The organism is Streptomyces sp. NPDC057002, assembly GCF_042673825.1.
Lineage (GTDB): Bacteria > Actinomycetota > Actinomycetes > Streptomycetales > Streptomycetaceae > Streptomyces.
This window is the reverse complement of sequence record NZ_JBHURZ010000004.1, coordinates 148,373-173,212: the sequence shown is the minus strand read 5'-3', so window position 1 is coordinate 173,212 and position 24,840 is coordinate 148,373. Positions and strand designations below refer to the sequence as shown.

At 71.6% G+C, this 24,840-nt stretch carries 18 protein-coding genes and 1 pseudogene; 14 read left to right on the top strand and 5 right to left on the bottom strand.

Annotated features, from left to right (window positions below; genetic code table 11):
- Positions 1-37: 37 nt before the first annotated feature.
- The 3 genes from nhaA to ACFT32_RS20690 form a co-directional block, all read right to left on the bottom strand.
- Entirely contained in the window at positions 38-1,474 is a 1,437-nt protein-coding gene (nhaA, locus tag ACFT32_RS20700) for a Na+/H+ antiporter NhaA (RefSeq protein ID WP_382491123.1), read from the bottom strand.
- Positions 1,475-1,665: 191 nt separating this feature from the next.
- On the bottom strand, positions 1,666-3,621 hold the full coding sequence (gene acs, locus ACFT32_RS20695; RefSeq protein WP_382491121.1) for an acetate--CoA ligase: 1,956 nt from the start codon (positions 3,619-3,621) through the stop codon (positions 1,666-1,668).
- Positions 3,622-3,998: 377 nt separating this feature from the next.
- The gene (locus ACFT32_RS20690; protein ID WP_382491120.1) at positions 3,999-6,365 is read right to left on the bottom strand and encodes a SulP family inorganic anion transporter; all 2,367 of its coding nucleotides are present in this window, start codon (positions 6,363-6,365) and stop codon (positions 3,999-4,001) included.
- Between the two features lie 295 nt (positions 6,366-6,660).
- On the opposite strand from ACFT32_RS20690, the gene ACFT32_RS20685 reads away from it, so the two are divergent.
- Both ACFT32_RS20685 and ACFT32_RS20680 read left to right on the top strand, forming a co-directional pair.
- Complete coding sequence (locus ACFT32_RS20685; RefSeq protein WP_382491117.1) at positions 6,661-7,926, top strand: hypothetical protein; 1,266 nt, start codon at positions 6,661-6,663, stop codon at positions 7,924-7,926.
- 60 nt (positions 7,927-7,986) lie between these two features.
- Complete coding sequence (locus ACFT32_RS20680; protein WP_382491114.1) at positions 7,987-8,811, top strand: oxidoreductase; 825 nt, start codon at positions 7,987-7,989, stop codon at positions 8,809-8,811.
- A 342-nt stretch (positions 8,812-9,153) separates the two neighbouring features.
- Here the strand turns inward: ACFT32_RS20680 and ACFT32_RS20675 are convergent, their stop codons facing one another.
- Positions 9,154-9,987 carry an HAD family hydrolase gene (locus tag ACFT32_RS20675; RefSeq protein ID WP_382491112.1) on the bottom strand — a complete coding sequence of 278 codons (834 nt, stop codon included), beginning with the start codon at positions 9,985-9,987 and terminating at the stop codon, positions 9,154-9,156.
- Between the two features lie 579 nt (positions 9,988-10,566).
- Between ACFT32_RS20675 and ssd the strand changes: the two genes are divergently transcribed.
- From ssd to ACFT32_RS20640, 7 genes and pseudogenes are all read left to right on the top strand, one after another.
- Complete coding sequence (gene ssd / locus ACFT32_RS20670; RefSeq protein WP_382491109.1) at positions 10,567-11,670, top strand: septum site-determining protein Ssd; 1,104 nt, start codon at positions 10,567-10,569, stop codon at positions 11,668-11,670.
- The gene (locus ACFT32_RS20665) at positions 11,667-12,920 is read left to right on the top strand and encodes a TadA family conjugal transfer-associated ATPase (RefSeq protein ID WP_382491108.1); all 1,254 of its coding nucleotides are present in this window, start codon (positions 11,667-11,669) and stop codon (positions 12,918-12,920) included. Before ssd ends, ACFT32_RS20665 begins: the two co-directional genes overlap by 4 nt.
- Before the next feature lie 130 nt (positions 12,921-13,050).
- Positions 13,051-13,923 carry a type II secretion system F family protein gene (locus tag ACFT32_RS20660; protein WP_382491105.1) on the top strand — a complete coding sequence of 291 codons (873 nt, stop codon included), beginning with the start codon at positions 13,051-13,053 and terminating at the stop codon, positions 13,921-13,923.
- Positions 13,920-14,708: a type II secretion system F family protein gene (locus ACFT32_RS20655; RefSeq protein ID WP_382491102.1), complete on the top strand. Its 789-nt coding sequence runs from the start codon at positions 13,920-13,922 to the stop codon at positions 14,706-14,708. Before ACFT32_RS20660 ends, ACFT32_RS20655 begins: the two co-directional genes overlap by 4 nt.
- Before the next feature lie 89 nt (positions 14,709-14,797).
- Positions 14,798-15,007, top strand: coding sequence for a DUF4244 domain-containing protein (locus ACFT32_RS20650; protein ID WP_382491099.1), 210 nt, complete (start codon positions 14,798-14,800; stop codon positions 15,005-15,007).
- A complete protein-coding gene (locus tag ACFT32_RS20645) occupies positions 14,994-15,353 on the top strand; it encodes a TadE family type IV pilus minor pilin (protein ID WP_382491096.1) in 360 nt (119 codons plus the stop codon). Before ACFT32_RS20650 ends, ACFT32_RS20645 begins: the two co-directional genes overlap by 14 nt.
- Positions 15,350-15,634 (top strand): annotated as a pseudogene (locus ACFT32_RS20640) (Rv3654c family TadE-like protein); the annotation flags it as partial. The gene ACFT32_RS20645 and the pseudogene ACFT32_RS20640, both read left to right, overlap by 4 nt.
- A 40-nt stretch (positions 15,635-15,674) precedes the next feature.
- Here the strand turns inward: ACFT32_RS20640 and ACFT32_RS20635 are convergent.
- Positions 15,675-18,278: a DEAD/DEAH box helicase gene (locus tag ACFT32_RS20635; RefSeq protein ID WP_382491093.1), complete on the bottom strand. Its 2,604-nt coding sequence runs from the start codon at positions 18,276-18,278 to the stop codon at positions 15,675-15,677.
- 78 nt (positions 18,279-18,356) lie between these two features.
- Here ACFT32_RS20635 and bldG point away from each other — a divergent pair, with 78 nt between their 5' ends.
- The 5 genes from bldG (at position 18,357) to ACFT32_RS20610 (ending at position 24,799) form a co-directional block, all read left to right on the top strand.
- Positions 18,357-18,698 carry an anti-sigma factor antagonist BldG gene (bldG, locus tag ACFT32_RS20630; protein ID WP_003991900.1) on the top strand — a complete coding sequence of 114 codons (342 nt, stop codon included), beginning with the start codon at positions 18,357-18,359 and terminating at the stop codon, positions 18,696-18,698.
- A gap of 122 nt (positions 18,699-18,820) precedes the next feature.
- On the top strand, positions 18,821-19,252 hold the full coding sequence (locus ACFT32_RS20625; protein ID WP_382491091.1) for an ATP-binding protein: 432 nt from the start codon (positions 18,821-18,823) through the stop codon (positions 19,250-19,252).
- Between the two features lie 274 nt (positions 19,253-19,526).
- Positions 19,527-21,932: a sodium-translocating pyrophosphatase gene (locus ACFT32_RS20620; protein WP_382491089.1), complete on the top strand. Its 2,406-nt coding sequence runs from the start codon at positions 19,527-19,529 to the stop codon at positions 21,930-21,932.
- A 194-nt stretch (positions 21,933-22,126) separates the two neighbouring features.
- Complete coding sequence (locus tag ACFT32_RS20615) at positions 22,127-22,708, top strand: small secreted protein (RefSeq protein ID WP_382491086.1); 582 nt, start codon at positions 22,127-22,129, stop codon at positions 22,706-22,708.
- 552 nt (positions 22,709-23,260) lie between these two features.
- On the top strand, positions 23,261-24,799 hold the full coding sequence (locus ACFT32_RS20610) for a methyltransferase (RefSeq protein WP_382491083.1): 1,539 nt from the start codon (positions 23,261-23,263) through the stop codon (positions 24,797-24,799).
- Positions 24,800-24,840 lie beyond the last annotated feature (41 nt).

Sequence of the window (24,840 nt, the reverse complement as noted above, 5' to 3'; positions counted from 1 at the left end):
GTCTCTCCCTCTTCGTCTTTTGTACCGTCTCGTCAGATCATGCCGGACCGTCGTGGTCCTCGCCTGCCCCGCCCGGTACTTCGGCAAGCTCGTGGCGCGCCGCTGCCTTCTCCTGGGCGATCCGGCGGTGTTCCGCGGCTTTGGCCTCGTAGCGGTCGGCCAGGCGCAGGTGGTACGCCGGGTCGTCCTCCTCGTAGACGTCCGGGATGCCGTCCAGGTCGTCGTCGCGCTCCTCGTCCTCCCACAGGCGGCGGTACTTGGCGTTCCGTATCTTCAGCAGGACGGTCGCCAGCGTGGCGGCGATGAGCGAGCCCAGCAGCACGGCGGCCTTGACCTCGTTCGTCATCGTCTCGTCGCCGGCGAAGGCGAGTTCGCCGATGAGCAGCGAGACCGTGAAGCCGATGCCGGCGAGGCTCGCCACCGCGAACACGTCTCCCCAGGCGAGATCGTCGCTGAGCGAGGCCCTGGTGAAACGGGCCGTCAGCCAGGTCCCGCCGAAGATGCCGAGTGCCTTGCCGACGACCAGCCCGAGGACGACACCGAGGGTCTCCGGCGAGCCGAACACGTCCGCGAGCGCTCCGCCGGAGACGGAGACACCCGCGCTGAACAGCGCGAACAGCGGTACTGCCAGGCCTGCCGACAGAGGGCGTACGAGGTGCTCGATGTGCTCGCCGGGGGAGTGGGCCTCGCCTTCCCTGCGGTGGCAGCGCAGCATCAGGCCCATGGCCACGCCGGCGACGGTGGCGTGGACGCCGCTGTTGTACATCAGCGCCCAGATCACGAGCGCGAGCGGCACGTACACGTACCAGCCGCGTACGCCCTTGCGCAGCAGCAGCCAGAAGACGGTCAGGCCCACCACGGCGCCGCCGAGCGCGGCGAAGTTCAGGTCGGCGGTGAAGAAGACGGCGATGATCAGGATCGCGAAGAGGTCGTCGACGACGGCGAGCGTGAGCAGGAAGGCGCGCAGCGCGCTCGGCAGGGAGGTGCCGATGACCGCGAGCACGGCGAGCGCGAAGGCGATGTCGGTGGCGGTGGGTACGGCCCACCCGGCCAGGGAGCCGCCGCCGGTGACGTTGGTGACGGTGTAGACGAGCGCCGGTACGGCCATGCCGCACAGGGCGGCGACGACCGGGAGCGCGGCGGCCCTGGGCTCGCGCAGGTCGCCCGCGACGAGCTCGCGCTTGAGTTCGATCCCGGCGACGAAGAAGAAGATCGCCAGCAGTCCGTCGGCGGCCCAGTGCGCGACCGACAGGTCGAGGCCGAGCGAGGCGGGGCCCAGTCGGAAGTGGGCGACGTTCTCGTAGCTGTCGTGCAGCGCGGGGATGTTCGCCCAGAGCAGCGCGGTGACCGCGGCGGCGAGCAGCAGCACACCGCCGACGGTCTCGGTGCGCAGCGCGTCCGCCACATAGGTCCGCTCGGGCAGCGACAGTCGTCCGAGGACCTTGCGAGGGGTGGTGGAGCGGGGCGCGGTCACGGGGGAGACCTCCGGTTCTGGGCAGGACACAGCTTCCTGCCGACCAGACTTCCCGGCACCCCTATGAGCTCGTTTTGTTTAGCTTACCTAAGTGTGCGACGGGGTGCAGGGAGTGATCTTCACCAACGCCGCGAGGGGCACCCGGAGCGCGTGGCTGCCGGGTGCCCCTCGTCCGTTCCGGTATGCCGTGCTCAGTCCTCGCTGGGTGCGGCGGGCAGCTTGGACTGGATGAGGTCCATGACCGTGGAGTCGGTCAGCGTGGTGACGTCACCGAGCTGGCGGTTCTCCGCGACGTCCCGGAGCAGACGCCGCATGATCTTGCCGGAGCGGGTCTTGGGCAGCTCGCCCACCGGCAGGACCCGCTTGGGCTTGGCGATCGGGCCGAGGGTGTTGCCGACGTGGTTGCGCAGCTCGGCGACCAGGTCCTCGCTCTCGGCGGCCGTACCGCGCAGGATCACGAACGCGACGATCGCCTGCCCGGTCGTCTCGTCCGCCGCGCCGACCACGGCGGCTTCGGCGACCGACGGGTGGGAGACGAGCGCGGACTCGACCTCGGTGGTGGAGATGTTGTGCCCCGAGACGAGCATGACGTCGTCGACCCGGCCGAGCAGCCAGATGTCGCCGTCGTCGTCCTTCTTGGCACCGTCACCGGCGAAGTACTTGCCCTCGAAGCGCGACCAGTACGTGTCGATGAACCGCTGGTCGTCGCCCCAGATGGTGCGCAGCATCGACGGCCACGGCTCGGTGAGGACCAGGTAGCCGCCACCGCCGTCGGGCACCTCGCGCGCCTCGTCGTCGACGACCGTCGCGGAGATACCGGGCAGCGGCGTCTGCGCGGAGCCGGGCTTCGTCGCGGTCACGCCCGGCAGCGGGGTGATCATCATCGAGCCGGTCTCGGTCTGCCACCAGGTGTCCACGATCGGGGTGCGGTCGCCGCCGATGTTCTTGCGGTACCAGATCCACGCCTCGGGGTTGATCGGCTCGCCCACCGAGCCCAGCACCCGCAGGCTGGACAGGTCGAACTTGGCGGGGATGTCGTCGCCCCACTTCATGAACGTACGGATCGCGGTCGGCGCGGTGTAGAGGATCGTCACGCCGTACTTCTGCACGATCTCCCAGAAGCGGCCCTGGTGCGGGGTGTCGGGCGTGCCCTCGTACATGACCTGCGTGGCGCCGTTGGCCAGCGGGCCGTAGACGATGTACGAGTGGCCGGTGACCCAGCCGACGTCGGCGGTGCACCAGTACACGTCGGTCTCCGGCTTGAGGTCGAAGACGGCGTGGTGGGTGTAGGCGGTCTGCGTGAGGTAGCCGCCGGAGGTGTGCAGGATGCCCTTCGGCTTACCCGTGGTGCCCGAGGTGTACAGGATGAACAGCGGGTGCTCGGCGTTGAACGCCTGCGGCGTGTGCTCGGCGCTCTGCCGCTCCACGGCGTCGTGCCACCACACGTCGCGGCCCTCGGTGAAGGTGACCTCCTGGCCCGTGCGGCGCACGACCAGCACATGCTCGACGATGCCCGCCTTCTCGACCGCCTCGTCCACGGCCGGCTTGAGCGCGGACGGCTTGCCGCGCCGGTAGCCGCCGTCGGAGGTGATGACCACGCGCGCGTCGGCGTCCTGGATGCGGGTGGCGAGCGCGTCCGAGGAGAAGCCGCCGAAGACGACCGAGTGGGCGGCGCCGATCCGGGCGCACGCCAGCATCGCGATCGCGGTCTCGGGGATCATCGGCATATAGACGGCGACCCGGTCGCCGGCCTGAACTCCCAGCTCCAGCAGGGCGTTGGCCGCCTTGGAGACCTCGTCCTTGAGCTCGGCGTAGGTGATCGCGCGGCTGTCGCCGGGCTCGCCCTCGAAGTGGATGGCGACCCGGTCGCCGAGCCCGGCCTCCACATGCCGGTCGACGCAGTTGTAGGCGACGTTGAGCTCGCCGTCCTTGAACCACTTGGCGAACGGCGGGTTCGACCAGTCCAGGGTCTCGGTGGGCTCCTTGGCCCAGGTCAGCCGACGGGCCTGCTCGGCCCAGAAGCCGAGCCTGTCAGCCTTGGCCTGTTCATACGCCTCCGCGGTGACGTTGGCGTTGGCGGCCAGGTCGGCGGGGGGTGCGAACCTGCGCTCTTCCTTCAGCAGGTTGGCCAGGCTTTCGTTGCTCACGGCATCTGCCTTTCCCGGGGTGTCCGTTGTGTCCCAGGCCACAGCTCATCAGACCCGGGGGTGCGATGACAAGGGCCGACCGTCGATTGGTTTAGACCTCTCGGGGGTCCGTTTCGGCGGCGGGGTCATCCGTACCCACGGACGCCGACCAGGGAAGGTTCAGTCCGTGTAACGCGCGTCACCCATGCGCCAGGGGATGCGTGCCGCGCGGGTATTGGGGTGCGGGCCACGTGGGTGGGGGGTGCCGCTTGGGGTGCCACGGGCCGGTCGCGTCACCCGGGCGGGTGCCCGGCGGGCGACAGAGCGCGAGCCCGTGCGCCCGACCGGGTGCGCGGCCCTGGCTGCAGCAGAGGCCCCGCACCCGGCCGGTGCCCGGCTCACGCCGTCAGGTCCGCCTCCCGCACGCGGTCGAAGACGCCGTCGCCCGCCTCGGTGAGCAGGTACGCCTCGGCCTCGCCCACGTGGAAGTACATGCCGTGCAGCTCCAGCTCGCCCTCCTTCAGGGCGCGGGCGACCGAGTCGTAGGCGCGCAGGTGCTCCAACTGCTGGACCACGTTGGTCAGGCAGAGCTGCTCGACCGGGTCCTCCGGCGCTCGCCCTGCCAGCCTGCCCCACGGGGGGCTGTCGTCGGCCACGCGCTCCAGGCTGGGCAGCCCGTGCCGCAGCCATCGCTCGAGCGGGGTCCGGGTGCCGCCGGGTTCGGAGCCGAGCAGTGCCTGCATCGCTCCGCACCCGGAGTGCCCGCACACCGTGATGGACCGGACCTTCAGCACGTCCACCGCGTACTCGATCGCCGCCGCCACCGAGTCGTCCCCGCTCTCCTCGCCCGGGCGCGGGACGAAGTTGCCCACGTTGCGCACGACGAACAGGTCGCCCGGACCACTGGAGGTGATCATCGATGTGACCAGCCGTGAGTCGGCGCAGGTCAGGAAGAGCTGCGAAGGGCGCTGCCCCTCGCGCGCCAGCCGGGCCAGTTCACTGCGCACCAGGGGCGCCGTGTTGCGCTGGAACGCGCTGATGCCACGCGCCAGTTCGTGCCCGCTTGCTCCGCCGGGTCCCGCCGGGTCCGGCTCGGGGCGGTCCGTCCCGTCCGGGGCGTGCTCGGAGTGGGGCGCGGACCGGGGGCGGTCGCACTGGTGGTTGCGCCAGGGTGTCCAGGGCCGGCAACGGCAGCCGGTGAAGGCCTGGGGCTCGGAGACGCGGGTGCCGGGATGCCGCCCGGCGACCTCAACGGTGCCGCCCTGCGCGGTGTGCGTCTTCTGCCAGTCCTGCAACGTCTCGTACGCCGCGTGGTCCATGAACGAACCGTCCAGCTCGACGACGGCGTCGGCCCCATGGGGTACGAGATGCAGGGTCCGGCTGAGCCGTGGCACCGCGAGGAACGTCAGCTGTCCTCTGACGTGTACGTGATGGACTCCTTCCGTCTCGTCGTGCGTGATGCGGGTGCGGGTGAGGCGGTGCAGGGCGACGCCGACGGCCATGGCGACGCCCAGCGCCACGCCCTCCAGGACGCCGAGGAACACGACGCCCAGGGTGGTGACGGCGTAGACCCACACTTCCCGGTGGCGCGTCACCGTGCGGATGTGGTGCAGGGACACCATCTGGATGCCGACGGCCATCACCAGGGCGGCGAGTGAGGCGAGCGGGATGAGCTCCAGGAGCGGGACCATCAGCAGGGCGGCGATCACTACGAGAACGCCGTGCAGCATCGTGGAGTTCCGGCTCACCGCGCCCGCGTTCACATTCGCCGAACTGCGCACGGCCACACCGGCGATGGGCAGTCCGCCGAGCGATCCGGAGACGATGTTGGCGGCGCCCTGTCCGAGCAGTTCGCGGTCGAGGCGGGAACGCCCGACGTGGGCGGAAAGGCCCGGGCGGCCCGCCACCAGCTTGTCCACGGCGACCGCGCCGAGCAGTGACTGCACGCTGCACACCAGCGTGATGGTGAGCACCGCGGCGACGAGGCCGAGCGCGGGTCCCTCGGGCAGCCCGGCCAGGGCGTGGTTGCTCCAGGACGGCAGGTCGACCTTGGGCAGGCGCAGACCGGCGAGGGCGGCGACCGCGGTGGCTCCGGCCACGGCGACGAGCGCGGCCGGGATCTTTCGGAGCAGGCGGCCGGCCCAGCCGGGCAGTCTCGGCCAGAGCAGCAGCAGCGCGAGGGTCAGCGCGCTCACCGAGACGGCCGCCGGGTGCACGTGCGCCAACTGGGCGGGTAGCGCGCGGAGGTTGTCGGGGACGGAGCTCTGCGGTGTGCCACCGAGCACGATGTGCAGCTGGGCGACGGCGATGGTGACGCCGATCCCGGCGAGCATGCCGTGCACGATGGCGGGGCTGACGGCGAGCGCGCCGCGGGCCACGCGCAGGCAGCCCAGGCCGAGTTGGGCGAGTCCGGCGAGGACGGTGATGGCGCAGGTCGTCCGCCAGCCGTAGCGCAGGATGAGGTCGGCGGTGACGACCGTGAGTCCGGCGGCCGGTCCGCTCACCTGGAGCGGGGAGCCGCCGAGCCGTCCGGCGACGAGTCCGCCCACGGCGGCGGCGACGAGGCCGGCCTGCAGGGGGGCGCCGGTGGCGAGGGCGATGCCCAGGGACAGGGGCAGGGCGATCAGGAAGACCGCGATCGAGGCCGACACGTCGGCACCCGCGATCCGGAAGCGGCGGGGGCCGGTCGGCGGCGGGCTGTGGGGCGGGTGGGTGCGCTCGGTCCGGTTCTGGTCGGCGGCGCGTGTGGGGACGCAGGCAGACATTGTTTCCCGTCTCCTCCGGGGCTGCGCGGTCGCGTAACTGGGGCTCCCGCTCGGGGCGGGGTTCGGTCGCGGCCGTAGGTCACGGCGTAAATCGGCGGGATGAATCAACGCTCGGTAAACGGATCGTAATGCAGAGTAAAGGACGGGCATAGACTTTACGGGCAAATGGGCGAATAAATCACCCCGACGAGTGAAGTGGCCATTTGATCGGCTTGTCGTACTAATTCCTTCTTCGGTCCCGTGCGAATTTGGCGGCGCTGTCGGCACCCGAGAGAAGGAAGAAGGTGGGCGACACATGGCCGCCACCCACAGGATCGCCGCGGGCTCCGTGATCGCCGCGGTCTGCGCCGCATCGCTCGCCGGTTGCTCGACCGGCACTCCCCGGCACGAAGCCCCCGCTCCGCAGAGGGCGAAGCCGGCCCAGGCGCCGAAGAGCGCGGTCCGGCTGATCGGAGACGGCTCCACTGCCTACACCGGCGCCCAGCCCCACCTGCCGAGGCCCGAACGGCTGCGGCCCGGCCAGAAGCCCCCGCAGTTCGTCGTCTTCTCCTGGGACGGCGCGGGCGAGGACAGCCAGAAGCTGTTCTCCCACTTCCGCGAGGTCGCCAAGGCCAATGACGCGACGATGACGTACTTCCTGAGCGGCGTGTACATGCTGCCGGATGAGAAACGCGACCTGTACCGGCCGCCGCAGCACTCCCCGGGCCGCTCCGACATCGGCTTCAACGACCGCCGCGGCATCGCCGCCACGGCGAAGCAGCTGCGCCTCGCGTGGCTGGAGGGCAACGAGATCGGCACGCACTTCAACGGCCACTTCTGCGGCAGCGGCGGCGGGGTCGGCGAGTGGTCCGTGGAGGACTGGAAGGACGAGATCGCCCAGGCCAAGCAGTTCGTGAGGACCTGGAAGACCAACACCGGTATGAGGAACGCGTCCCCGCTGCCCTTCGACTACGACAAGGAGCTCATCGGCGCCCGCACGCCCTGCCTCGAAGGCCAGCGGAACTTCATGAAGGCGGCCCGCGAACTGGGCTTCCGCTACGACACCAGCGGCGTCAACGACCAGGTCTGGCCCAAGCGGAAGCAGGGCCTGTGGGACGTGTCCATGCAGCTCGTGCCCTTCCCCGGGCACTCCTACGAGCAGCTCACCATGGACTACAACTTCATGGTCAACCAGTCGGGCACCACCACCCAGGGCGACCCCGACAAGTTCGACTTCTGGGGCGATCAGATGCGCGACGGCCTGCTCAAGGGCTTCTACCGGGCGTACGACGGCAACCGCGCGCCCCTGATCATCGGCAACCACTTCGAGTCCTGGAACGGCGGCACCTATATGCGGGCCGTCGAGGAGGTCATCGAGGCGGTGTGCACCAAGAAGGAGGTGCGCTGTGTCTCGTTCCGCCGGCTCGTGGACTGGCTGGACGCCCAGGATCCGGCGACGCTGGAGAAGCTGCGCTCCCTGAAGGTCGGCGAGAAGCCGAAGCAGGGCTGGGCGTCCTTCCTCGCCGGCGGCCCCGCCCCGGCCCCGAGGGGCGTGCCCGGGGCTCCGGCGGCGAAGCGGTAGCGCAGTGAAGAAGGCCACTCCGCCGTGGGGAGGACCCCCGGGGTGCGTAGGGTCGTACTCATGAGTACAGCAGGTGCGACCGCCGATCCCCTCGCGACCCTGGGGGCGCTGCCCGGGGTGGCCGAGTCCGTGGAGTCCGTGCGCAAGGCCGTGGACCGGGTCTACGGGCACCGGATCATGCGGCGGCGCAGCAACGCGGTCACCTCCGAGGCCGCTCTGCGCGGCGCCCGTGGCTCGGCGGCGCTGTCCGGCGCGGACTGGGCCCTGGAAGAGGTGCGCCGGCGTACGGACTTCAGCGGTGACGACGAGGCGCACACCGTGGGTGCCGCGCTGCGGCTCACGGCGGAGGCGGGTCAGTTGCTGTCGATCTGGCGGCAGTCACCCCTGAGGGTGCTGGCCCGGCTGCACCTGGTCGCGGCCGCCGACCAGGCCGACCAGGTGGGACGGCCCCGGCAGGAGGGCGAGCCGGTCGACGAGCCGCTCGTCGCGCTGCCGCTGCCGAGCGCGGCCGAGACGCACGGCCGGCTGGAGGGGCTGGCCGGGCTGATCATCGCGGGCGGCACCGCACCGGCGCTGGTGACGGCCGCCGTCGTGCACGGCGAACTCCTCGCGCTGCGCCCCTTCACGTCCCACAACGGACTGGTCGCGCGCACGGCCGAGCGCATCGTCCTGGTCGGCAGCGGCCTGGACCCGAAGTCGGTCTGCCCGGCCGAGGTCGGCCACGCCGAGCTGGGCCGCGGCGCCTACCTGGAAGCCCTCGACGGGTACGTCTCCGGTACGCCGGAGGGCGTGGCCGCCTGGATCGCGCACTGCGGCAGGGCGGTCGAACTGGGGGCACGCGAGTCGACGGCGGTGTGTGAGGCGCTGCAGCGCGGAGCGGCGTGACACCCAGTCGGAAGGGCCGGAAAGAGATGCGGCGGTACGAGAAACTCGTACCGCCGCTGGCATGAGCATCGGGTTACCAAGCGTCCTCGGTATATGCCCATCAGGTCGGGAACTTTGCCCGTCACCTGGTGCGGCTGGCCCGTATTCGACGGGTCGACGTCGCGTGGGTGCCCGGTGTTCATGCGCGGTCCGTGGGGCCAAATGCGTATTTAAGGTGATCCTCTCGGATGTCCTTGGTCTCGCGGGCCGTTGAGTCCTTTGTACTCCTGCCCCGCAGTAAGCGGAAGTCCAGGCTGCACTTCTTTACTTTTGGGTTCAAATAGGACTTCGGGTCGTATCGGGTCAGGCGACCGTCGTCCGGCGCCGGTTCGCGTACCAGACGAGGCCCGCGGTGGCTGCCGCCGCACCTATCGCGGCGACCGCGACGAGCGCCGGCCGCGGCGGTACGGAGAACGCGGGAATGCGCTGCTTGAGCCGGACCGGGCGGTGGAAGTCGAGAATCGGCCAGCCGCGCGCGAGGGCCTCGCGGCGCAGCGCGCGGTCCGGGTTCACGGCATGGGGGTTGCCCACGGACTCCAGCATCGGGACGTCGGTCGCCGAGTCGCTGTAGGCGTAGCAGCGGCTGAGGTCGTACCCCTCGGACGCGGCCAGCTCCTTGATGGCCTCGGCCTTGGTCGGGCCGTAGGCGTAGTACTCCACCTCGCCGGTGAAGCAGCCGTCGTCGCCCACGACCATGCGGGTCGCCACCACGCGGTCCGCGCCGAGCAGTTCACCGATCGGCTCGACCACCTCCGCGCCCGACGTGGACACGATCACGACGTCGCGGCCCGCGGTGTGGTGTTCCTCGATGAGCGAGGCGGCCTCGTCGTAGATGATCGGGTCGATCAGATCGTGCAGCGTCTCGGCGACGATCTCCTTCACCTGCTGCACGTTCCAGCCGCGGCACAGCGCGGACAAGTAGGCGCGCATACGCTCCATCTGGTCGTGGTCGGCGCCGCCGGCCAGGAAGACGAACTGGGCATATGCGGTACGCAAGACAGCCCTGCGGTTGATCAGACCGCCTTGGTAGAACGACTTGCTGAACGTGAGCGTGCTCGACTTCGCAATGACCGTCTTGTCCAGGTCAAAGAAGGCCGCTGTGCGGGGCAACGAGTGGTTTTCCACGCCCCTGAGCATAGGGGCAGCCCATTCGGCGTAAGGTGGGGCGTGTGGGTTTGCCTGAGAGGGCTCTCGGGTACACCATGGAAGTCACGGATCGTTCGCGACCGTGCTAACCCGGCCCGACTCCTCCCCCCCCGAGTCGGCCGTGGGGACGACCCCCGCTCTCCCCCCCGGCGGGGGTCGTCGCATGTCCGGGTGGGTTTTCTCCTTCCTCGTACGGCCGGATCGCCGCTCTGATGCGGTGCTGAAGGCAGCTTTGTCATGCCCATGATTCGTCACGTTGTGTAGCTGTCGGACTGCTCTGTGGAAGTCGTACACAGGGCCTGCGGAGCTCACCGGTATGGGTGACGGCGATATTCACAACTGTCGAAGCGTCCACAGTTATCCACCAAGATCCACACGATTTCCGAGATCGCTGCACGGTGATTCCTGCGCGCCCCGCTCGCGGCGAGTTCATGGCCGGTTCCGATTGCCGGGGGCGTTTGGCCGGTTTCTGTCGGCCGTTCATAGGGAGGCCGCCTTGTCGGTTCTTCCCACGTTCGGGAATCGCGGGGCCGCAGGGCCGCGCGAGGCAAGCAGTGAAGGGGGATGACCGTGGCCGGAGCCGTCACACACGATCCGCCACCGGCCGCCGGAGGGCGGCAGGGCGGACCACTGATCGTCACCGAGGACAGCGACCTCCTCGACGACTTGCTGCGCCTGTGCGCGGCGGCGGGCGCCACACCCGAGGTGCACCACGGGGTGCCGGAGCGCAGAGGCGGCTGGGAGGCCGCGCCGCTCGTCCTCGTGGGTGACGACGCAGCGCGGCGCGTACGCGGAGCCGTGCACAGAAGGGGCGTTGTCCTCGTCGGCCGGGACCAGGACGACTCGGGGGTGTGGCGGCGGGCCGTCGAGATCGGCGCCGAGCACGTCCTGATGCTGCCCGACGGCGAGCAGTGGCTCGTCGACCGTATCGCCGACGTGGCCGAGGGCGTCGGGCGGCCGGCCCTCACCGTGGGCGTCATCGGAGGCCGGGGCGGGGCCGGAGCGTCCACGCTCGCGTGCGCGCTGGCCGTCACCTCGGCGCGGGAGGGGCTGCGCACGCTCCTCGTGGACGCCGATCCGCTGGGCGGCGGACTCGACGTTCTCCTCGGCGGTGAGACGGCCGAAGGGCTGCGCTGGCCCGCGTTCGCCTCCTCCCGCGGGCGGGTCGGCGGAGGTGCACTGGAGGAGTCGCTGCCCGAGCTGCACTCGCTGCGGGTGCTCAGCTGGGACCGCGGCGACCGGATCGCCGTCCCGCCCCAGGCGGTGCGCGCGGTGCTCGCGGCGGCCCGGCGCCGGGGCGGCACGGTCGTGGTCGACCTGCCACGCCGCATCGACGACGGGGTCGCCGAGGTGCTCACCCAACTGGACGTCGGCGTGCTGGTGGTGCCCGCCGAGCTGCGGGCCGTCGCGGCGGCCGGGCGTGTGGCGTCCGCCGTCGGTATGGTCCTGCGCGATCTGCGGGTGGCGGTCCGCGGGCCGTACCCGCCGGGGCTCGACGACCGGGAGGTGGCCCGGCTGCTCGGACTGCCCCTGGTCGGCGAGGTGCCGGTCGAGCCCGGGCTGCTGCGCCCGGACGAGGGCACGGCACCACCGGGCGGCGCCCCGCGCGGACCGCTCGCCCGGTTCTGCAAGGGGTTCTGGGAGCGGGCGCTCGTCGAGGCGGGTGCCCCATGAGTGCGATGACCGAAGCGGTGTCCGGGCCCGAGGGTGCCGGGCTGCTCGACGGGGTGCGGCGGTGGCTGGCCGAGAGCGGGGCCGAGCCGACCCCCGCGCGCGTGGCCCAGGCCCTGCGGGAACAGGGGCGGGTGCTCGGAGACGCCGAAGTCCTGGGCACCGCCGCACAGTTGCGGTCCGAGCTGGTCGGCAGCGGCCCGTTGGAGCCGCTGCTCGCCGACCCGTCGGTCACGGACGTGCTGGTGTCGGCCCCGGACCGGGTCTGGGTGGACCGGGGCGGCGGACTGGAGCTGACGTCGGTGCGTTTCGCGGACGCGGCGGCCGTACGACGACTCGCCCAGCGCCTCGCGGCCGTGGCCGGGCGCCGCCTGGACGACGCCCGGCCCTGGGCCGACGCCCGGCTGCCCGACGGGACCCGGCTGCACGCGGTGCTGCCACCGGTGGCCGTGGGCTGCGCCTGTCTGTCGCTGCGGGTCGTACGGCCGCGTGCCTTCACCCTCGGCGAGCTGGTCGCGGCGGGCACTGTGCCGCCGGGCGGGGACCGCGTGCTGCGCGCATTGCTCGACGCACGGCTGTCCTTCCTGGTCAGCGGGGGCACGGGCTCGGGCAAGACGACGCTGCTGAGTGCCCTTCTGGGGCTGGTGGGGCCGGACGAACGGATCGTCCTCGCCGAGGACTCGGCGGAACTGCGGCCGGATCATCCGCACGTGGTGCGGCTGGAGACCAGACCCGCCAATCAGGAGGGCGCGGGCCTCGTCACCCTCGAGGACCTGGTGCGCCAGGCACTGCGGATGCGGCCCGACCGGCTGGTCGTGGGCGAGGTGCGCGGACCCGAAGTGGTGCATCTGCTGGCCGCGTTGAACACCGGCCACGAGGGCGGCTGCGGAACCGTGCACGCCAATGCCGCCGCCGATGTACCGGCCCGGCTGGAGGCGCTCGGCACGGCCGCCGGGCTGGACCGGGCCGCGCTGCACAGCCAGGTGGCTGCCGCCCTCTCCGTGGTGCTGCACCTCGTACGCGACCGGTCCGGGCGGCGGCGGATCGCCGAGGTGCATGTGCTGGAACGGGATCCGTCGGGGCTGGTGCGGACGGTGCCGGCGCTGCGGTGGGGAGCGGAGGCCTTCGTGCGCGAACGGGGGTGGGAGCGGCTGCGGGGGCTGCTTCGTGGCGAGGGCGGCGGGGACGGCGAGGACAGCGGAGGAGGCGGGGCGGCGGCAGTGGGCCGGGTGAGGTCGGCTGTGTGCCGGTGAGGGCGGCGGGCGAGTGGTGACGGGGGCTCAGGGGGCTGAGCGATGGCGGGGCTGTGGCAGGGACTGGGAGGGCTGAGCGATGGCGGGGCTGAGGGGGCGGAGTGATGGCACGGACTGAAGGGCCCGAGTGATGGCGGGGGTGGCTGAGATGTCGATGGGGGCGGCTGTGGCGTGTATGGGTGCGGCGGTCTGGCTGTTGGGGGAGCGGGACTCGGTGGCGCGGCGGGCGCGATTGCTGCTCGCGGGCGGCGGAGCCGTCGGGAGTGGGCCGCCCGGGTGGCGGCGGATGAGCGGTGAGCTGCGGCGGGTCCGCGGGCGGTTGCGGGCCGAGTGGTGGTCACCGGTGGCCGGGCTGGTGCTGGCGGTGCTCGGGGCGTCGGTGCTGCCGGTCGTCCTGGGAGCGGCCGGGGTGCCGTTGCTGCGGCGGGTCCGGCTGGCCGGCCGGGCGGGGCGGGACCGGGAGCGGCGGGCGGATGCGGTGATCGCGTTGTGCGGGGCGCTCGCCGGGGAGGTGCGGGCCGGACGCCAGCCGGGTGAGGCGCTGTTGCGGGCCGCGCGGGACTGCGGGGGCCTGGTGGACGCGCGGGCGACGGTTCTGGCGGCGGCCCGCTTCGGCGGCGACGTGCCGGGCGCGCTCGAGGCGGCGGCCCGGCAACCGGGGGGCGAGGGGCTCCGAGGGCTCGCGGCGTGCTGGCGGGTTGCCGTGGACCAGGGCGCGGGGCTCGCGGCCGGACTGGACCGGCTCACCGCCGCCCTGCGCGTCGAGCGGGACCAACGTTCAGACCTGCGCGCCCAGTTGGCGGGCGCCAGGGCCACGGCGGTGATGCTCGCCTGCTTGCCGGCCCTGGGGCTTCTCATCGGCACCGCCCTCGGCGCCGAGCCCCTCCATGTCCTGCTGCACACCGCGGCGGGCCTGGGCTGTCTGGTCGTCGGCGGTGTGCTGGAGGGCCTGGGGCTGTGGTGGGTGCTGCGGATCGTGCGGGGCGCGGAGGAGGCGGCATGAGCGGGGAAGTTGTCCACAGGCTGGGGGTGGCGGTGGGGATCGTGCTGGCCCTCGGGTGGTCGGCGCGGTGGCTGACGGAGGCACGGCGCCGCCGGAGGATACGGCGGCGGCTGGCCGAGCTGTCGCCCCGGGAGGCGACCGCTCCCGTCCGGCGCCTCGCCTTGCGCCGGACCGCGCGGACATGGCTGCCTCCCACGGGCGTGGCGTGCGCCGGGTGGGCGCTGGTCGGCGGTCTGGTCGGTGTCGCCGTGGGACTGGCGGGTGCGGTGGTGATGTGGCGGTGGCGGCTCCGGCAGGAGGTGGTGGGTACGGACGCGCGGGCACCGGATCTCGCCGAGGCGGCACGGCAACTGCCCCTCGCGGCCGACCTGCTGGCGGCCTGCATCGCGGCGGGTGCCAGCCCGGTGATCGCGGCGCAGGCGGTGGGCGAGGCCCTGGGCGGCCCCGTGGGCGACGCCCTGGCGCGTGGCGCGGCGGAGGTCCGGCTGGGCGGTGAACCGGGCGCGGCCTGGCGGAGGCTGGCCGCCGTCCCGGGCGCCGAAGGCCTGGCCCGGTTGCTCGAACGGGCCGGGGTGTCCGGACTGCCCGCCGCCGCACCGGTCGCACGGCTCGCCGCCGAGGCCCGAGCCGACTGGGGCCGCGCCGCGACGGCCAGGGCCCGCCGGGCGGGCGTCATGGTCAGCGCACCGGTCGGGCTGTGCTTCCTGCCCGCGTTCATCGCGGTCGGCGTACTGCCCGTGGTGATCGGGCTCGCGGGCGGAGTGCTCGGAGGGGGTGGTGGATGACGCGGGACACGGGCCCGAGAGAGGCCGGCGACACCCGGCAGAAGCCGGCGACACCCGACAGAAGTACGGACTTTTTCACGGAGGTTGAGATGGATCAGATGGTACGGGCACGGCTGCGTGCCCTGGTGTGCGGAATGCGTACGGCGCGGAGGGACGCGGGGATGGTCACGTCCGAGTACGCGATGGGAATCGTCGCGGCGGTGGCGTTCGCGGTGGTGCTCTACAAGGTCGTCACCGGCGGCGCGGTCAGCGCGGAGTTGCAGAGCATCGTGACGGAAGCCCTCAATGCGCGGATGTGAGCGGGGCTCGGACCGGGGGTTCGTCACGGCGGAGGCGGCCGTGGTGCTGCCCGTACTGGTCATGTTCGCGATGGCGCTGGTGTGCGGTCTGCTGGCCGTGGCCGCGCAGATCCAGTGCGTGGACGCGGCGCGGGCGGGCGCTCGCGCCGCGGCCCGCCAGGACCCGCCCGACGCGGTCGTGCGGCTGACCCGCGAGGCGGCACCGCCCGGCGCCGAGGTGACCGTCAGCCGGGAAACGGAACACGTCCGGGTGACCGTCGTGGCCGAACCGCCGGTGCTGCGCGGGCTGTCCTTCACCGTGCGCGAGGAGGCCGTGGCGTCGGTGGAGGAGGCGGTGGGCACATGAGACGCCGAGGTATGGCGCGCGATGTCCCGGACCGGGGCTCCGCCACTGTCTGGAGCGTCGGGGCGATCGCCGTCCTGTGCGTGGTGTTCGGCGTCGTCCTGGCGCTGGGACAGGCGGTCGCGATCCGGCACCGTGCGGCGGGCGGTGCGGATCTCGCGGCGCTCGCGGCGGCGGACCACTGGGCCGAGGGCGGTACGGCGGCCTGTGCCCGGGCCGGCCGGGTGGCACGGGCACAGGGAGTGCGGCTCGTGCGGTGCGAGGTCGTCGGCGAGATCTCGGATGTGACGGCGGCGTCGGGACGCGGGCCGTTCACGGCGGAGGTCAGGGCGCGGGCGGGGCCCCCGACGGCTCCCCTGGAGCTCCCGTCGGCGGCGGGGAGGACGCGGGCCGGTCCTCCAGGGGCTCCTCCGGACCTCCGGCCGGCCGCTCGGGCGCCACGCTCTCCGCCGTCTCTTTCTCCTCCGTCTCCTGCTTCTCCTCGGGGGCGCCCTCCAGCAGCACCGTGAGCAGCCGCACCGCCCCCCTCTTGTGCAGCGGGTCGTTGCCGTTGCCGCACTTGGGGGACTGGATGCAGGACGGGCAGCCCGCGTCGCACTCGCAGGAGGCGATGGCCTGGCGGGTGGCGGTCAGCCAGGTGCGGGCGGTGTGGAAGGCGCGCTCCGCGAAGCCCGCGCCGCCGGGGTGGCCGTCGTAGACGAAGACCGTGGGCAGCAGGGTGTCGGGATGAAGCGGGATCGAGACGCCGCCGATGTCCCAGCGGTCGCAGGTCGCGAAGAGGGGCAGCAGGCCGATCGAGGCGTGCTCGGCGGCGTGCAGGGCGCCCCCCAGGATCTCCGGGTTGATCCGGGCCCGGTCCAGTTGGTCCTCGGTGACGGTCCACCACACGGCCCGGGTGCGCAGCGTACGAGGAGGGAGGTCGAGTTTCGTCTCGCCCAGCACTTCACCGGTGATGAGCCGTCTGCGGAGGAAGGAGACCACCTGGTTGGTGACCTCGACGGAGCCGAAGCAGAGGCGGCCGTCGCCCCAGGGGATCTCGGTGTCCGTCTCCAGGACGGAGATCGACGTCGTGTCGCGGGCGACCGTGGAGTACGGCGGGGCGGCCTCCTCGACGAGGGCGACGGAGTCCTCCAGGTCCAGGGAGCGGACCAGATAGGTGCGGCCCTGGTGGAGGTGGACCGCGCCTTCGTGCACCGTCGAGTGCGCGGCGCCGGCGTCGACCGTGCCGAGCAGCCGGCCCGTGCCGGTCTCGACGACCTGGACCGGGCGCCCGCCCTCACCGCGGATGTCGGTCAGGTCGGCGGCGCGCTCGCGGCGGGTCCAGTGCCAGGCCTTGGTGCGGCGGCGCAGCAGCTTCGCGGCCTCCAGTTGGGGGAGCAGCCCCTCGCAGGCAGGGCCGAACAGGTCGAGGTCCTCGTCCGTCAGGGGCAGCTCCGCCGCGGCCGCGCACAGGTGCGGGGCCAGCACATAGGGGTTGTCCGGGTCGAGGACCGTGGACTCGACGGGCTGGTCGAACAGGGCCTCCGGGTGGTGGACCAGGAAGGTGTCCAGCGGGTCGTCGCGGGCCACCAGGACGGCCAGCGCCCCCTGCCCGGACCGTCCGGCCCGGCCTGCCTGCTGCCACAGGGAGGCGCGGGTGCCCGGGTATCCGGCGATGACGACCGCGTCCAGGCCGGAGATGTCGATGCCGAGTTCGAGGGCGTTCGTCGCGGCGAGGCCCAGGAGTTCACCCGAATGGAGGGCGTGTTCGAGTGCGCGGCGTTCTTCCGGGAGATAGCCGCCCCGGTACGCCGCGACACGCCGGGCCAGCGACCGGTCGACCTCGGCCAGACGCTCCTGGGAGATGACCGAGATCAGCTCGGCGCCGCGCCGGGAGCGTACGAAGGCGACCGAGCGCACGCCCTGCACGGTGAGGTCGGTCAGCAGGTCGGCGGCCTCGGCGGTGGCCGTACGGCGGACGGGGGCGCCCTTCTCGCCGTGCAGCTCGGTCAGCGGCGGCTCCCACAGGGCGAACACCAGTTCGCCGCGCGGGGAGGCGTCGTCGGCAACCTCCAGCACCGGTAGGCCGGTGAGGCGGCGGGCCGCCACCGAAGGCTCGGCGGCGGTGGCGGAGGCCAGCAGGAACACCGGCGAGGCCCCGTAGCGGGCGCACAGCCGCCGCAGCCGGCGCAGCACCTGGGCGACGTGCGAGCCGAACACCCCGCGGTAGGTGTGGCACTCGTCGATGACGACGTACTTCAGCGATTTCAGGAAGGAGGACCAGCGGGGGTGGGACGGGAGTATGCCGCGGTGCAGCATGTCCGGGTTGGTCAGGACGTAGTTGCCGTACTGGCGGATCCACTCGCGTTCCTCGAACGGAGTGTCGCCGTCGTAGACGGCCGCGCGCACCGAATGGCCCAGTGGATGTGAAAGTTCCTTCACCGAACGGCACTGGTCCGCCGCAAGAGCCTTGGTGGGAGCCAGGTAGAGGGTGGTCGCGCCGCGGCCGTTCGGGGCCTCGGCGCCCTCCAGAAGGGTGGACAGGACCGGCACGAGGTAGGCCAGGGACTTGCCCGAGGCCGTGCCCGTCGCGACGACGACCGAGTCGCCGTCCAGCGCGTGCTCGGCAGCGCGCGCTTGATGGGCCCAGGGATGTTCGATGCCCGCGGCTCGCACGGCGGCGACGACCTCCGCGCGGATCCGGTCCGGCCAGACGGCATGCCGACCCTCGCGCGGGGGCAAGTGCTCCGTATGAGTAACGCGCGAAGCCCTGCTCGGACCGGATGCGAGCCGGTCCAGGACCACGCCCGGCGCGGGTCGGGAGGCGGGGTCCGTCGGGGTTCGATCGGATCGGTGATTCTTGGCCATCGGCACCGAGTGTGTCACTGGCGTGACGGACAATGGAGCCAAGGCGTCGTGCACGCCTGCCGGTAAGTGATTGAATGCCATCGCGGCTGGCGAAGCGTCCAAGGGCTGAAGCCGAGTGCCCCAAGGGCGACCGCTCGATAGCAAGGTGCTGGAGGATCCGTGGACCTGTCCCTGTCGACCGAGACCATGGGCGATCGCACGATCGTCAGGGTCGGTGGCGAAATCGACGTATATACCGCGCCCAAGCTGCGCGAGCAGTTGGTCGAGCTGGTGAACGACGGCAGTTTCCACCTTGTCGTCGACATGGAGGGCGTGGACTTCCTCGACTCCACCGGACTCGGCGTACTGGTCGGCGGCCTGAAGCGCGTGCGAGCCCATGAGGGCTCCCTGCGCCTGGTCTGCAACCAGGAGCGCATTCTGAAGATCTTCCGTATCACCGGCCTCACCAAGGTGTTCCCGATTCACACCTCGGTCGAGGAAGCGGTTGCGGCCACCGACTGACACCGGTCCCGGGCCTCGCGCCCGGGCCGGCCGAAGATCGGCAGAAGTGAAGACCGAGGGGGCCCGGGCTTTCGGCGGCCCGGAGCCTCCCCACAGCACGCCCGTAGTTGCGAGGGGGATGCATGGCCACCGTTGAGCTCCGCTTCAGCGCGCTGCCCGAGCACGTCAGGACCGCCCGGCTGGTGGCGGCAGCGGTGGCGCGCAGGGCCGGAGTGGACGAGGCCGTCCTCGACGAGGTCAGGCTCGCCGTCGGCGAGGCGTGCACCCGTGCCGTCGGGCTGCACCAGACCGTGGGGATCTCGGCACCGGTGAAGGTGCTGCTGATCGAGGAGGAGAAGCAGTTCTCCATCGAGGTCGGCGACGAGGCCCCGCACGCGGTCCCGGGTGAGCACGCGCCCGGCCCCGGCGACCCCGACGGGGAAGCCGACGAGGACGAGATGGGCCTCGCGGTCATCAGCGGACTCGTCGACGACGTCGAGGTCAGCGCGGGAGAGCACGGCGGATTGATCAAGATGACGTGGCCGACCACGCCGCCGCCGACGATTCTGGTCTGAACCGGCCACGCCGCACACCGTTCATGACGAAGGGCCCCACCCGTGGGGCCCTTCGTCATGTGCGGCTGTCAGTGCTCGCCTTTACAGTAGTTCCTGTGCCGTTCACCGCGTGAATTCGTTCACGATCATTCGCATGCTCCACGGGCGCCTCGGAATGCTTTCAGGGCATTACCTCGGAAGGCTAATTCCGTTTATCGCGCTCTGTTTTGATCAGGTTCCGGTACCTACAATCCCGTCCACATCTTGAGCTCAGCCCAAGCGTCAAGGAGGACGAATGGCGGGGCTTTTCAACTCACCACAGTCGGGCCATCCCACAGACCTCGCAGCCGCCGTACTGACCGATGGCAACCGCGTCCTCATCGTGGTCATCGCGGTCGTCGCGCTGGCGGCGCTAGCGGTCGCGGGCGTCCTGGTGCGCCAGGTACTTGCGGCCGGCGAGGGCACCGACAGCATGAAGAAGATCGCGGCGGCGGTCCAGGAGGGCGCGAACGCCTATCTGGCACGGCAGCTGCGCACGCTCGGCGTATTCGCCGTGGTCGTGTTCTTCCTGCTCATGCTGCTGCCCGCTGACGACTGGAATCAGCGTGCCGGACGTTCGGTGTTCTTCCTGATCGGAGCGGCGTTCTCGGCGGCCACCGGCTATATCGGCATGTGGCTCGCCGTACGCAGCAATGTGCGTGTCGCCGCGGCGGCGCGTGAAGCCACCCCGGCGGCAGGCGAGCCGGAAAAGGATCTGACCGCCGTCTCGCACAAGGCGATGAAGATCGCATTTCGCACGGGCGGCGTGGTCGGCATGTTCACGGTGGGCCTCGGCCTGCTGGGCGCCTCGTGCGTGGTGCTGGTGTACGCGGCCGACGCGCCGAAGGTGCTCGAGGGCTTCGGCCTCGGGGCCGCGCTGATCGCGATGTTCATGCGTGTCGGCGGCGGCATCTTCACCAAGGCCGCCGACGTCGGCGCCGACCTGGTCGGCAAGGTCGAACAGGGCATTCCGGAGGACGACCCGCGCAATGCCGCGACCATCGCCGACAACGTGGGCGACAACGTCGGCGACTGCGCGGGCATGGCGGCCGACCTCTTCGAGTCGTACGCCGTCACCCTGGTCGCCGCGCTGATCCTTGGCTCGGCGGCCTTCGGCGACGCCGGGCTCGGCTTCCCGCTGCTCGTTCCGGCGATCGGTGTGATCACCGCGATGATCGGCATCTTCGCGGTGGCGCCCCGGCGCGCCGACCGCAGCGGCATGAGCGCCATCAACCGCGGGTTCTTCATCTCCGCGGTGATCTCGCTCGTGCTGGTGGCGGTGGCCGTGTTCGTCTACCTGCCGGGGAAGTACTCGGAGCTCGACGGCGTCACCGATGCCGCCATCCTGGGCAAGGACGGCGATCCGCGGATCCTCGCGGTCGTCGCGGTGGCCATCGGCATCGTGCTCGCCGCCCTGATCCAGCAACTGACCGGCTACTTCACCGAGACCACCCGCAGGCCCGTCAGGGACATCGGCAAGACCTCGCTCACCGGTCCGGCCACCGTCGTCCTCGCCGGTATCTCCGTCGGTCTCGAATCAGCCGTCTACACCGCCCTGTTGATCGGCCTCGGCGTGTACGGGGCGTTCCTGCTCGGCGGTACGTCGATCATGCTGGCGCTGTTCGCGGTGGCGCTGGCCGGCACCGGCCTGCTCACCACGGTCGGCGTGATCGTCGCGATGGACACCTTCGGGCCGGTCTCCGACAACGCGCAGGGCATCGCGGAGATGTCCGGTGACGTCGAGGGCGCGGGCGCGCAGGTGCTCACCAACCTGGACGCGGTCGGGAACACCACCAAGGCGATCACCAAGGGCATCGCGATCGCCACGGCCGTGCTCGCGGCGGCGGCGCTGTTCGGGTCGTACCGCGACGCGATCATCACCGGGGCGCGCGACGTGGGCGAGAAGCTCGGCGGCGAAGGTGCCCCGATGAGCCTGATGATGGACATCTCGCAGCCCAACAACCTCGTGGGTCTCGTCGCGGGCGCGGCGGTCGTCTTCCTCTTCTCGGGGCTGGCGATCAACGCCGTGTCGCGGTCGGCGGGTTCCGTGGTCTACGAGGTGCGGCGGCAGTTCCGCGAGAAGCCCGGGATCATGGACTACAGCGAGCAACCGGAGTACGGCAAGGTCGTCGACATCTGTACCAAGGACGCGTTGCGCGAGCTCACCACGCCCGGTCTGCTGGCCGTGCTGGCGCCGATCTTCATCGGGTTCACGCTCGGCGTCGGTCCGCTCGGCGCGTTCCTGGCGGGCGCGATCGGCGCGGGCACGCTGATGGCGGTGTTCCTGGCCAATTCCGGTGGCGCCTGGGACAACGCCAAGAAGCTCGTCGAGGACGGTCATCACGGGGGCAAGGGCAGCGAGGCCCACGCGGCGACCGTGATCGGCGACACCGTCGGCGACCCGTTCAAGGACACCGCCGGTCCCGCGATCAACCCGCTGCTCAAGGTCATGAACCTGGTGTCGCTGCTCATCGCGCCCGCGGTGATCAAGTTCTCCTACGGCCCGGACAAGAGCATCGGGATGCGGATCCTGATCGCGGCGCTCGCGTTCGTCGTGATCGCCGGGGCGGTCTATGTGTCAAAGCGGCGCGGCATCGCCGTAAGTGACGAGAACAACGCTGAACCGGAACCCAAGTCTCCGGATCCGGCGGTGGTTTCGTAGGGAGGTCCGTCGAGCCCCAGCTCAAGGTGCGGGCGGGCGGCGCGCGTTGGCGCGTCGTCCGCCCGCTCTGTGTGTCCGCACGATCACGTCGTGAGCCTTGTCTCGCTCAGTACAAAAGATAACAAAAAGGTCTTAATGGGTGCTCGACGTGCGGTTGCCGTGCCTCTGGCGTGTATGTTCCGGGGCCGAGAGCCATGGAAGGGACCAAACCGGTGAACAAGAAGCTCGCGGCCGCACTGTCCGGCGGTGCGGTACTGGTACTGGCGCTGTCCGGCTGCGGCGGCGACGACAACGAGAAGCTGGACTCCTGGGCCAAGGATGTCTGCGACGCCGTACAGCCGCAGGCCAAGAAGATCGAGTCGGCCAATGCCTCGATCCAGAAGGAGACCTCGGACAACAGCACACCGGAGGACGTCCAGAAGACCGACGCACAGGCCTTCCAGGACATGTCCGACGCCTACAAGGCGATCGGGACCGCGGTGAACAAGGCCGGCGCGCCGGACGTCGAGAACGGCGAGACGAAGCAGAAGGACGCGGTCAAGGAGCTCAACACGATCTCCGCGTCGTACGCCTCGCTGAAGAAGCAGGTCGACGGGCTCGACACGAAGGACCAGGGCAAGTTCGCCGACGGTCTCAAGGACATCGCCACCGAGCTGGACAAGCTGAGCAAGAGCGGGAACGACGCGCTCAGCAACCTGGAGGAGGGCGAGGTCGGCCAGGCGATGGCCCGGCAGTCGAGCTGCAAGGCGGCGACGGGGCCGGCGTCGGCGACCTGAGCCGAGCGCGGCGTCGGCGACCCGGACGATCTGGAGCCGGGCGAGGAGCACGAGGCGCCGGGGGCTGCTGAGCCGGGAGTGACATGGGCCGGGGAGCGGGGCGCGTCCCCTCCCCGGCACAGGGCCGTGCGATCTGATCTCCGGCGCGGGGCCGTGCGATCTCCGGCACAGGGCCGTGCGATCTGATCTCCGGCGCGGGGACGTGTGACCCACGGCCCGGGCGCGTTCGATCCCCGGCGTAGGCGATCCCCTCACCGGCACGGAGAGGGGCGATTCCCGCGCGGGGACGTGCGATCCCCTGACAGGCACGTCCGATCCCTGACAGGCACGTCCGATCCCTGGCCAGGGCGCGTCCGATCCCTGGCCCGGGCACGTCCGATCCCCGGCAGAGGCCGTGCGATCTCCGGCCCGGGCACGTCCGAATACCGGCACATGCACGCGCCACCCCCGGCACATGCACGCGCCACCCCCGGCACATGCACGCGCCACCCCCACCACAGGCACATGCCACCCCCGCCACAGGCACATGCGTCTGCGGTGTCTGCGGCCACAATGGGGGGCGTGAGTAACGCCAGCCAGTCACCCCTGTCCCCGCTGCCCGCCCCCGATCGTCCCGAGGTCGCCGCCCGGCTCCGGGACGCCCTGCTCGGGGCCTCCTTCACCGCCGACGGACTGCTCGAACTGCTCGGCGCCCCCGCGTACGCGGCGCTGGCCCGGAGCGAGACCGTGCCCGCGCTCCGGGCTACCCGCGGGGACACACCGCTGGAGATGCTCGTCCGGCTGTTCCTGCTCCAGCAGCCCGTGCCGCACGCGCGCGTGGCGGACACCCTGCCCGTCGACGCCTGCCTGGAGAGCGGCTGGCTCAAGCGCGCCGGCGAGGACGAGCTCGCCGCCACGGTGGACGTGCGGCCGTACGGAGGGCCCGGCGGCGAGGACTGGTTCATCGTGTCGGACCTGGGCTGCGCGGTCGGCGGCGCCGGCGGGATCGGCAGCCGCGACGAGGGAGTCGTCCTGGGCGTCGGCGGCGCCTCCACGACCCTCGCCGGCATCACCGTCCGTACGCCGGTCGGCGCCGCCCTCGACCTCGGCACCGGTTCCGGTATCCAGGCGCTGCACGCGGCGCGGCACGCCACCCGCGTGACGGCCACCGACCTGAACCCGCGCGCGCTGCACATCACCGGTCTCACGCTGGCCCTGTCCGGCGCCCCGGCCGCCGAACTGCGCGAGGGCTCCCTCTTCACCCCGGTCCGGGACGACGAGACGTACGACCTGATCGTCTCGAACCCGCCGTTCGTGATCTCTCCCGGTGCCCGGCTCACCTACCGCGACGGCGGCATGGGCGGGGACGATCTGTGCCGCACGCTCGTTCAGGAGGCGGGGGAGCGGCTGAACGAGGGCGGGTTCGCGCAGTTCCTCGCCAACTGGCAGCACGTGGAAGGGGAGGACTGGCAGGACCGGCTCCGGTCATGGGTGCCCCGGGGCTGCGACGCGTGGATCGTGCAGCGCGAGGTGCAGGACGTCAACCAGTACGCCGAGCTGTGGCTGCGGGACGCGGGCGACCACGAGGGCGACCCGGCGGAGTACCGGGCCCGGTACGACGCATGGCTCGACGAGTTCGAGGCGCGCAAGGTGAAGGCCGTCGGCTTCGGCTGGATCACCCTGCGCAGGACGGGCGCCGCCGTGCCCTCCCTCACCGTGGAGGAATGGCCGCATCCGGTCGAGCAGCCGCTCGGGGACACCATCAAGGCCCACTTCGACCGGCTCGACCACCTCCGCGGCCACGACGACGCCGGACTGCTCGAAGGGCACTTCCGGCTCGCCGCCGAGGTCGTGCAGGAACAGGTCGGGCTGCCCGGCGCCGAGGACCCCGAGCATGTCGTGCTGCGCCAGAACCGCGGCATGCGCCGGGCGACCCGGGTGGACACGGTCGGCGCGGGCTTCGCGGGCGTCTGCGACGGCACCATGAGCGCGGGCCGCATCCTCGACGCCATCGCCCAGCTGATCGGCGAGGACCCGGTGCTGCTGCGCGACCGCACACCGGCGCAGATCCGGCTGCTCGTGGAGCAGGGGTTCCTGGAGCCGGCCCGCTGAGGGAACCCGGCGGGGCGGCGTGCTGAGGGGCCCGGAGAAGA

What these genes read in the sequence shown, in the direction of transcription:
- ACFT32_RS20675 (WP_382491112.1), bottom strand. Translation starts at nt 9,987, where the DNA reads ATGCTCAGGGGCGTGGAAAACCACTCGTTGCCCCGCACAGCGGCCTTC.
- ACFT32_RS20650 (WP_382491099.1), top strand. Translation starts at nt 14,798, where the DNA reads ATGGATCAGATGGTACGGGCACGGCTGCGTGCCCTGGTGTGCGGAATG.
- ACFT32_RS20645 (WP_382491096.1), top strand. Translation starts at nt 14,994, where the DNA reads ATGCGCGGATGTGAGCGGGGCTCGGACCGGGGGTTCGTCACGGCGGAG.
- ACFT32_RS20620 (WP_382491089.1), top strand. Translation starts at nt 19,527, where the DNA reads ATGGCGGGGCTTTTCAACTCACCACAGTCGGGCCATCCCACAGACCTC.
- ACFT32_RS20615 (WP_382491086.1), top strand. Translation starts at nt 22,127, where the DNA reads ATGGAAGGGACCAAACCGGTGAACAAGAAGCTCGCGGCCGCACTGTCC.
- ACFT32_RS20660 (WP_382491105.1), top strand. Translation starts at nt 13,051, where the DNA reads ATGGCGGGGGTGGCTGAGATGTCGATGGGGGCGGCTGTGGCGTGTATG.
- ACFT32_RS20610 (WP_382491083.1), top strand. Translation starts at nt 23,261, where the DNA reads ATGGGGGGCGTGAGTAACGCCAGCCAGTCACCCCTGTCCCCGCTGCCC.
- ACFT32_RS20680 (WP_382491114.1), top strand. Translation starts at nt 7,987, where the DNA reads ATGAGTACAGCAGGTGCGACCGCCGATCCCCTCGCGACCCTGGGGGCG.
- ACFT32_RS20690 (WP_382491120.1), bottom strand. Translation starts at nt 6,365, where the DNA reads ATGTCTGCCTGCGTCCCCACACGCGCCGCCGACCAGAACCGGACCGAG.
- ACFT32_RS20665 (WP_382491108.1), top strand. Translation starts at nt 11,667, where the DNA reads ATGAGTGCGATGACCGAAGCGGTGTCCGGGCCCGAGGGTGCCGGGCTG.
- ACFT32_RS20625 (WP_382491091.1), top strand. Translation starts at nt 18,821, where the DNA reads ATGGCCACCGTTGAGCTCCGCTTCAGCGCGCTGCCCGAGCACGTCAGG.
- ACFT32_RS20635 (WP_382491093.1), bottom strand. Translation starts at nt 18,278, where the DNA reads ATGGCATTCAATCACTTACCGGCAGGCGTGCACGACGCCTTGGCTCCA.
- ACFT32_RS20685 (WP_382491117.1), top strand. Translation starts at nt 6,661, where the DNA reads ATGGCCGCCACCCACAGGATCGCCGCGGGCTCCGTGATCGCCGCGGTC.
- ACFT32_RS20655 (WP_382491102.1), top strand. Translation starts at nt 13,920, where the DNA reads ATGAGCGGGGAAGTTGTCCACAGGCTGGGGGTGGCGGTGGGGATCGTG.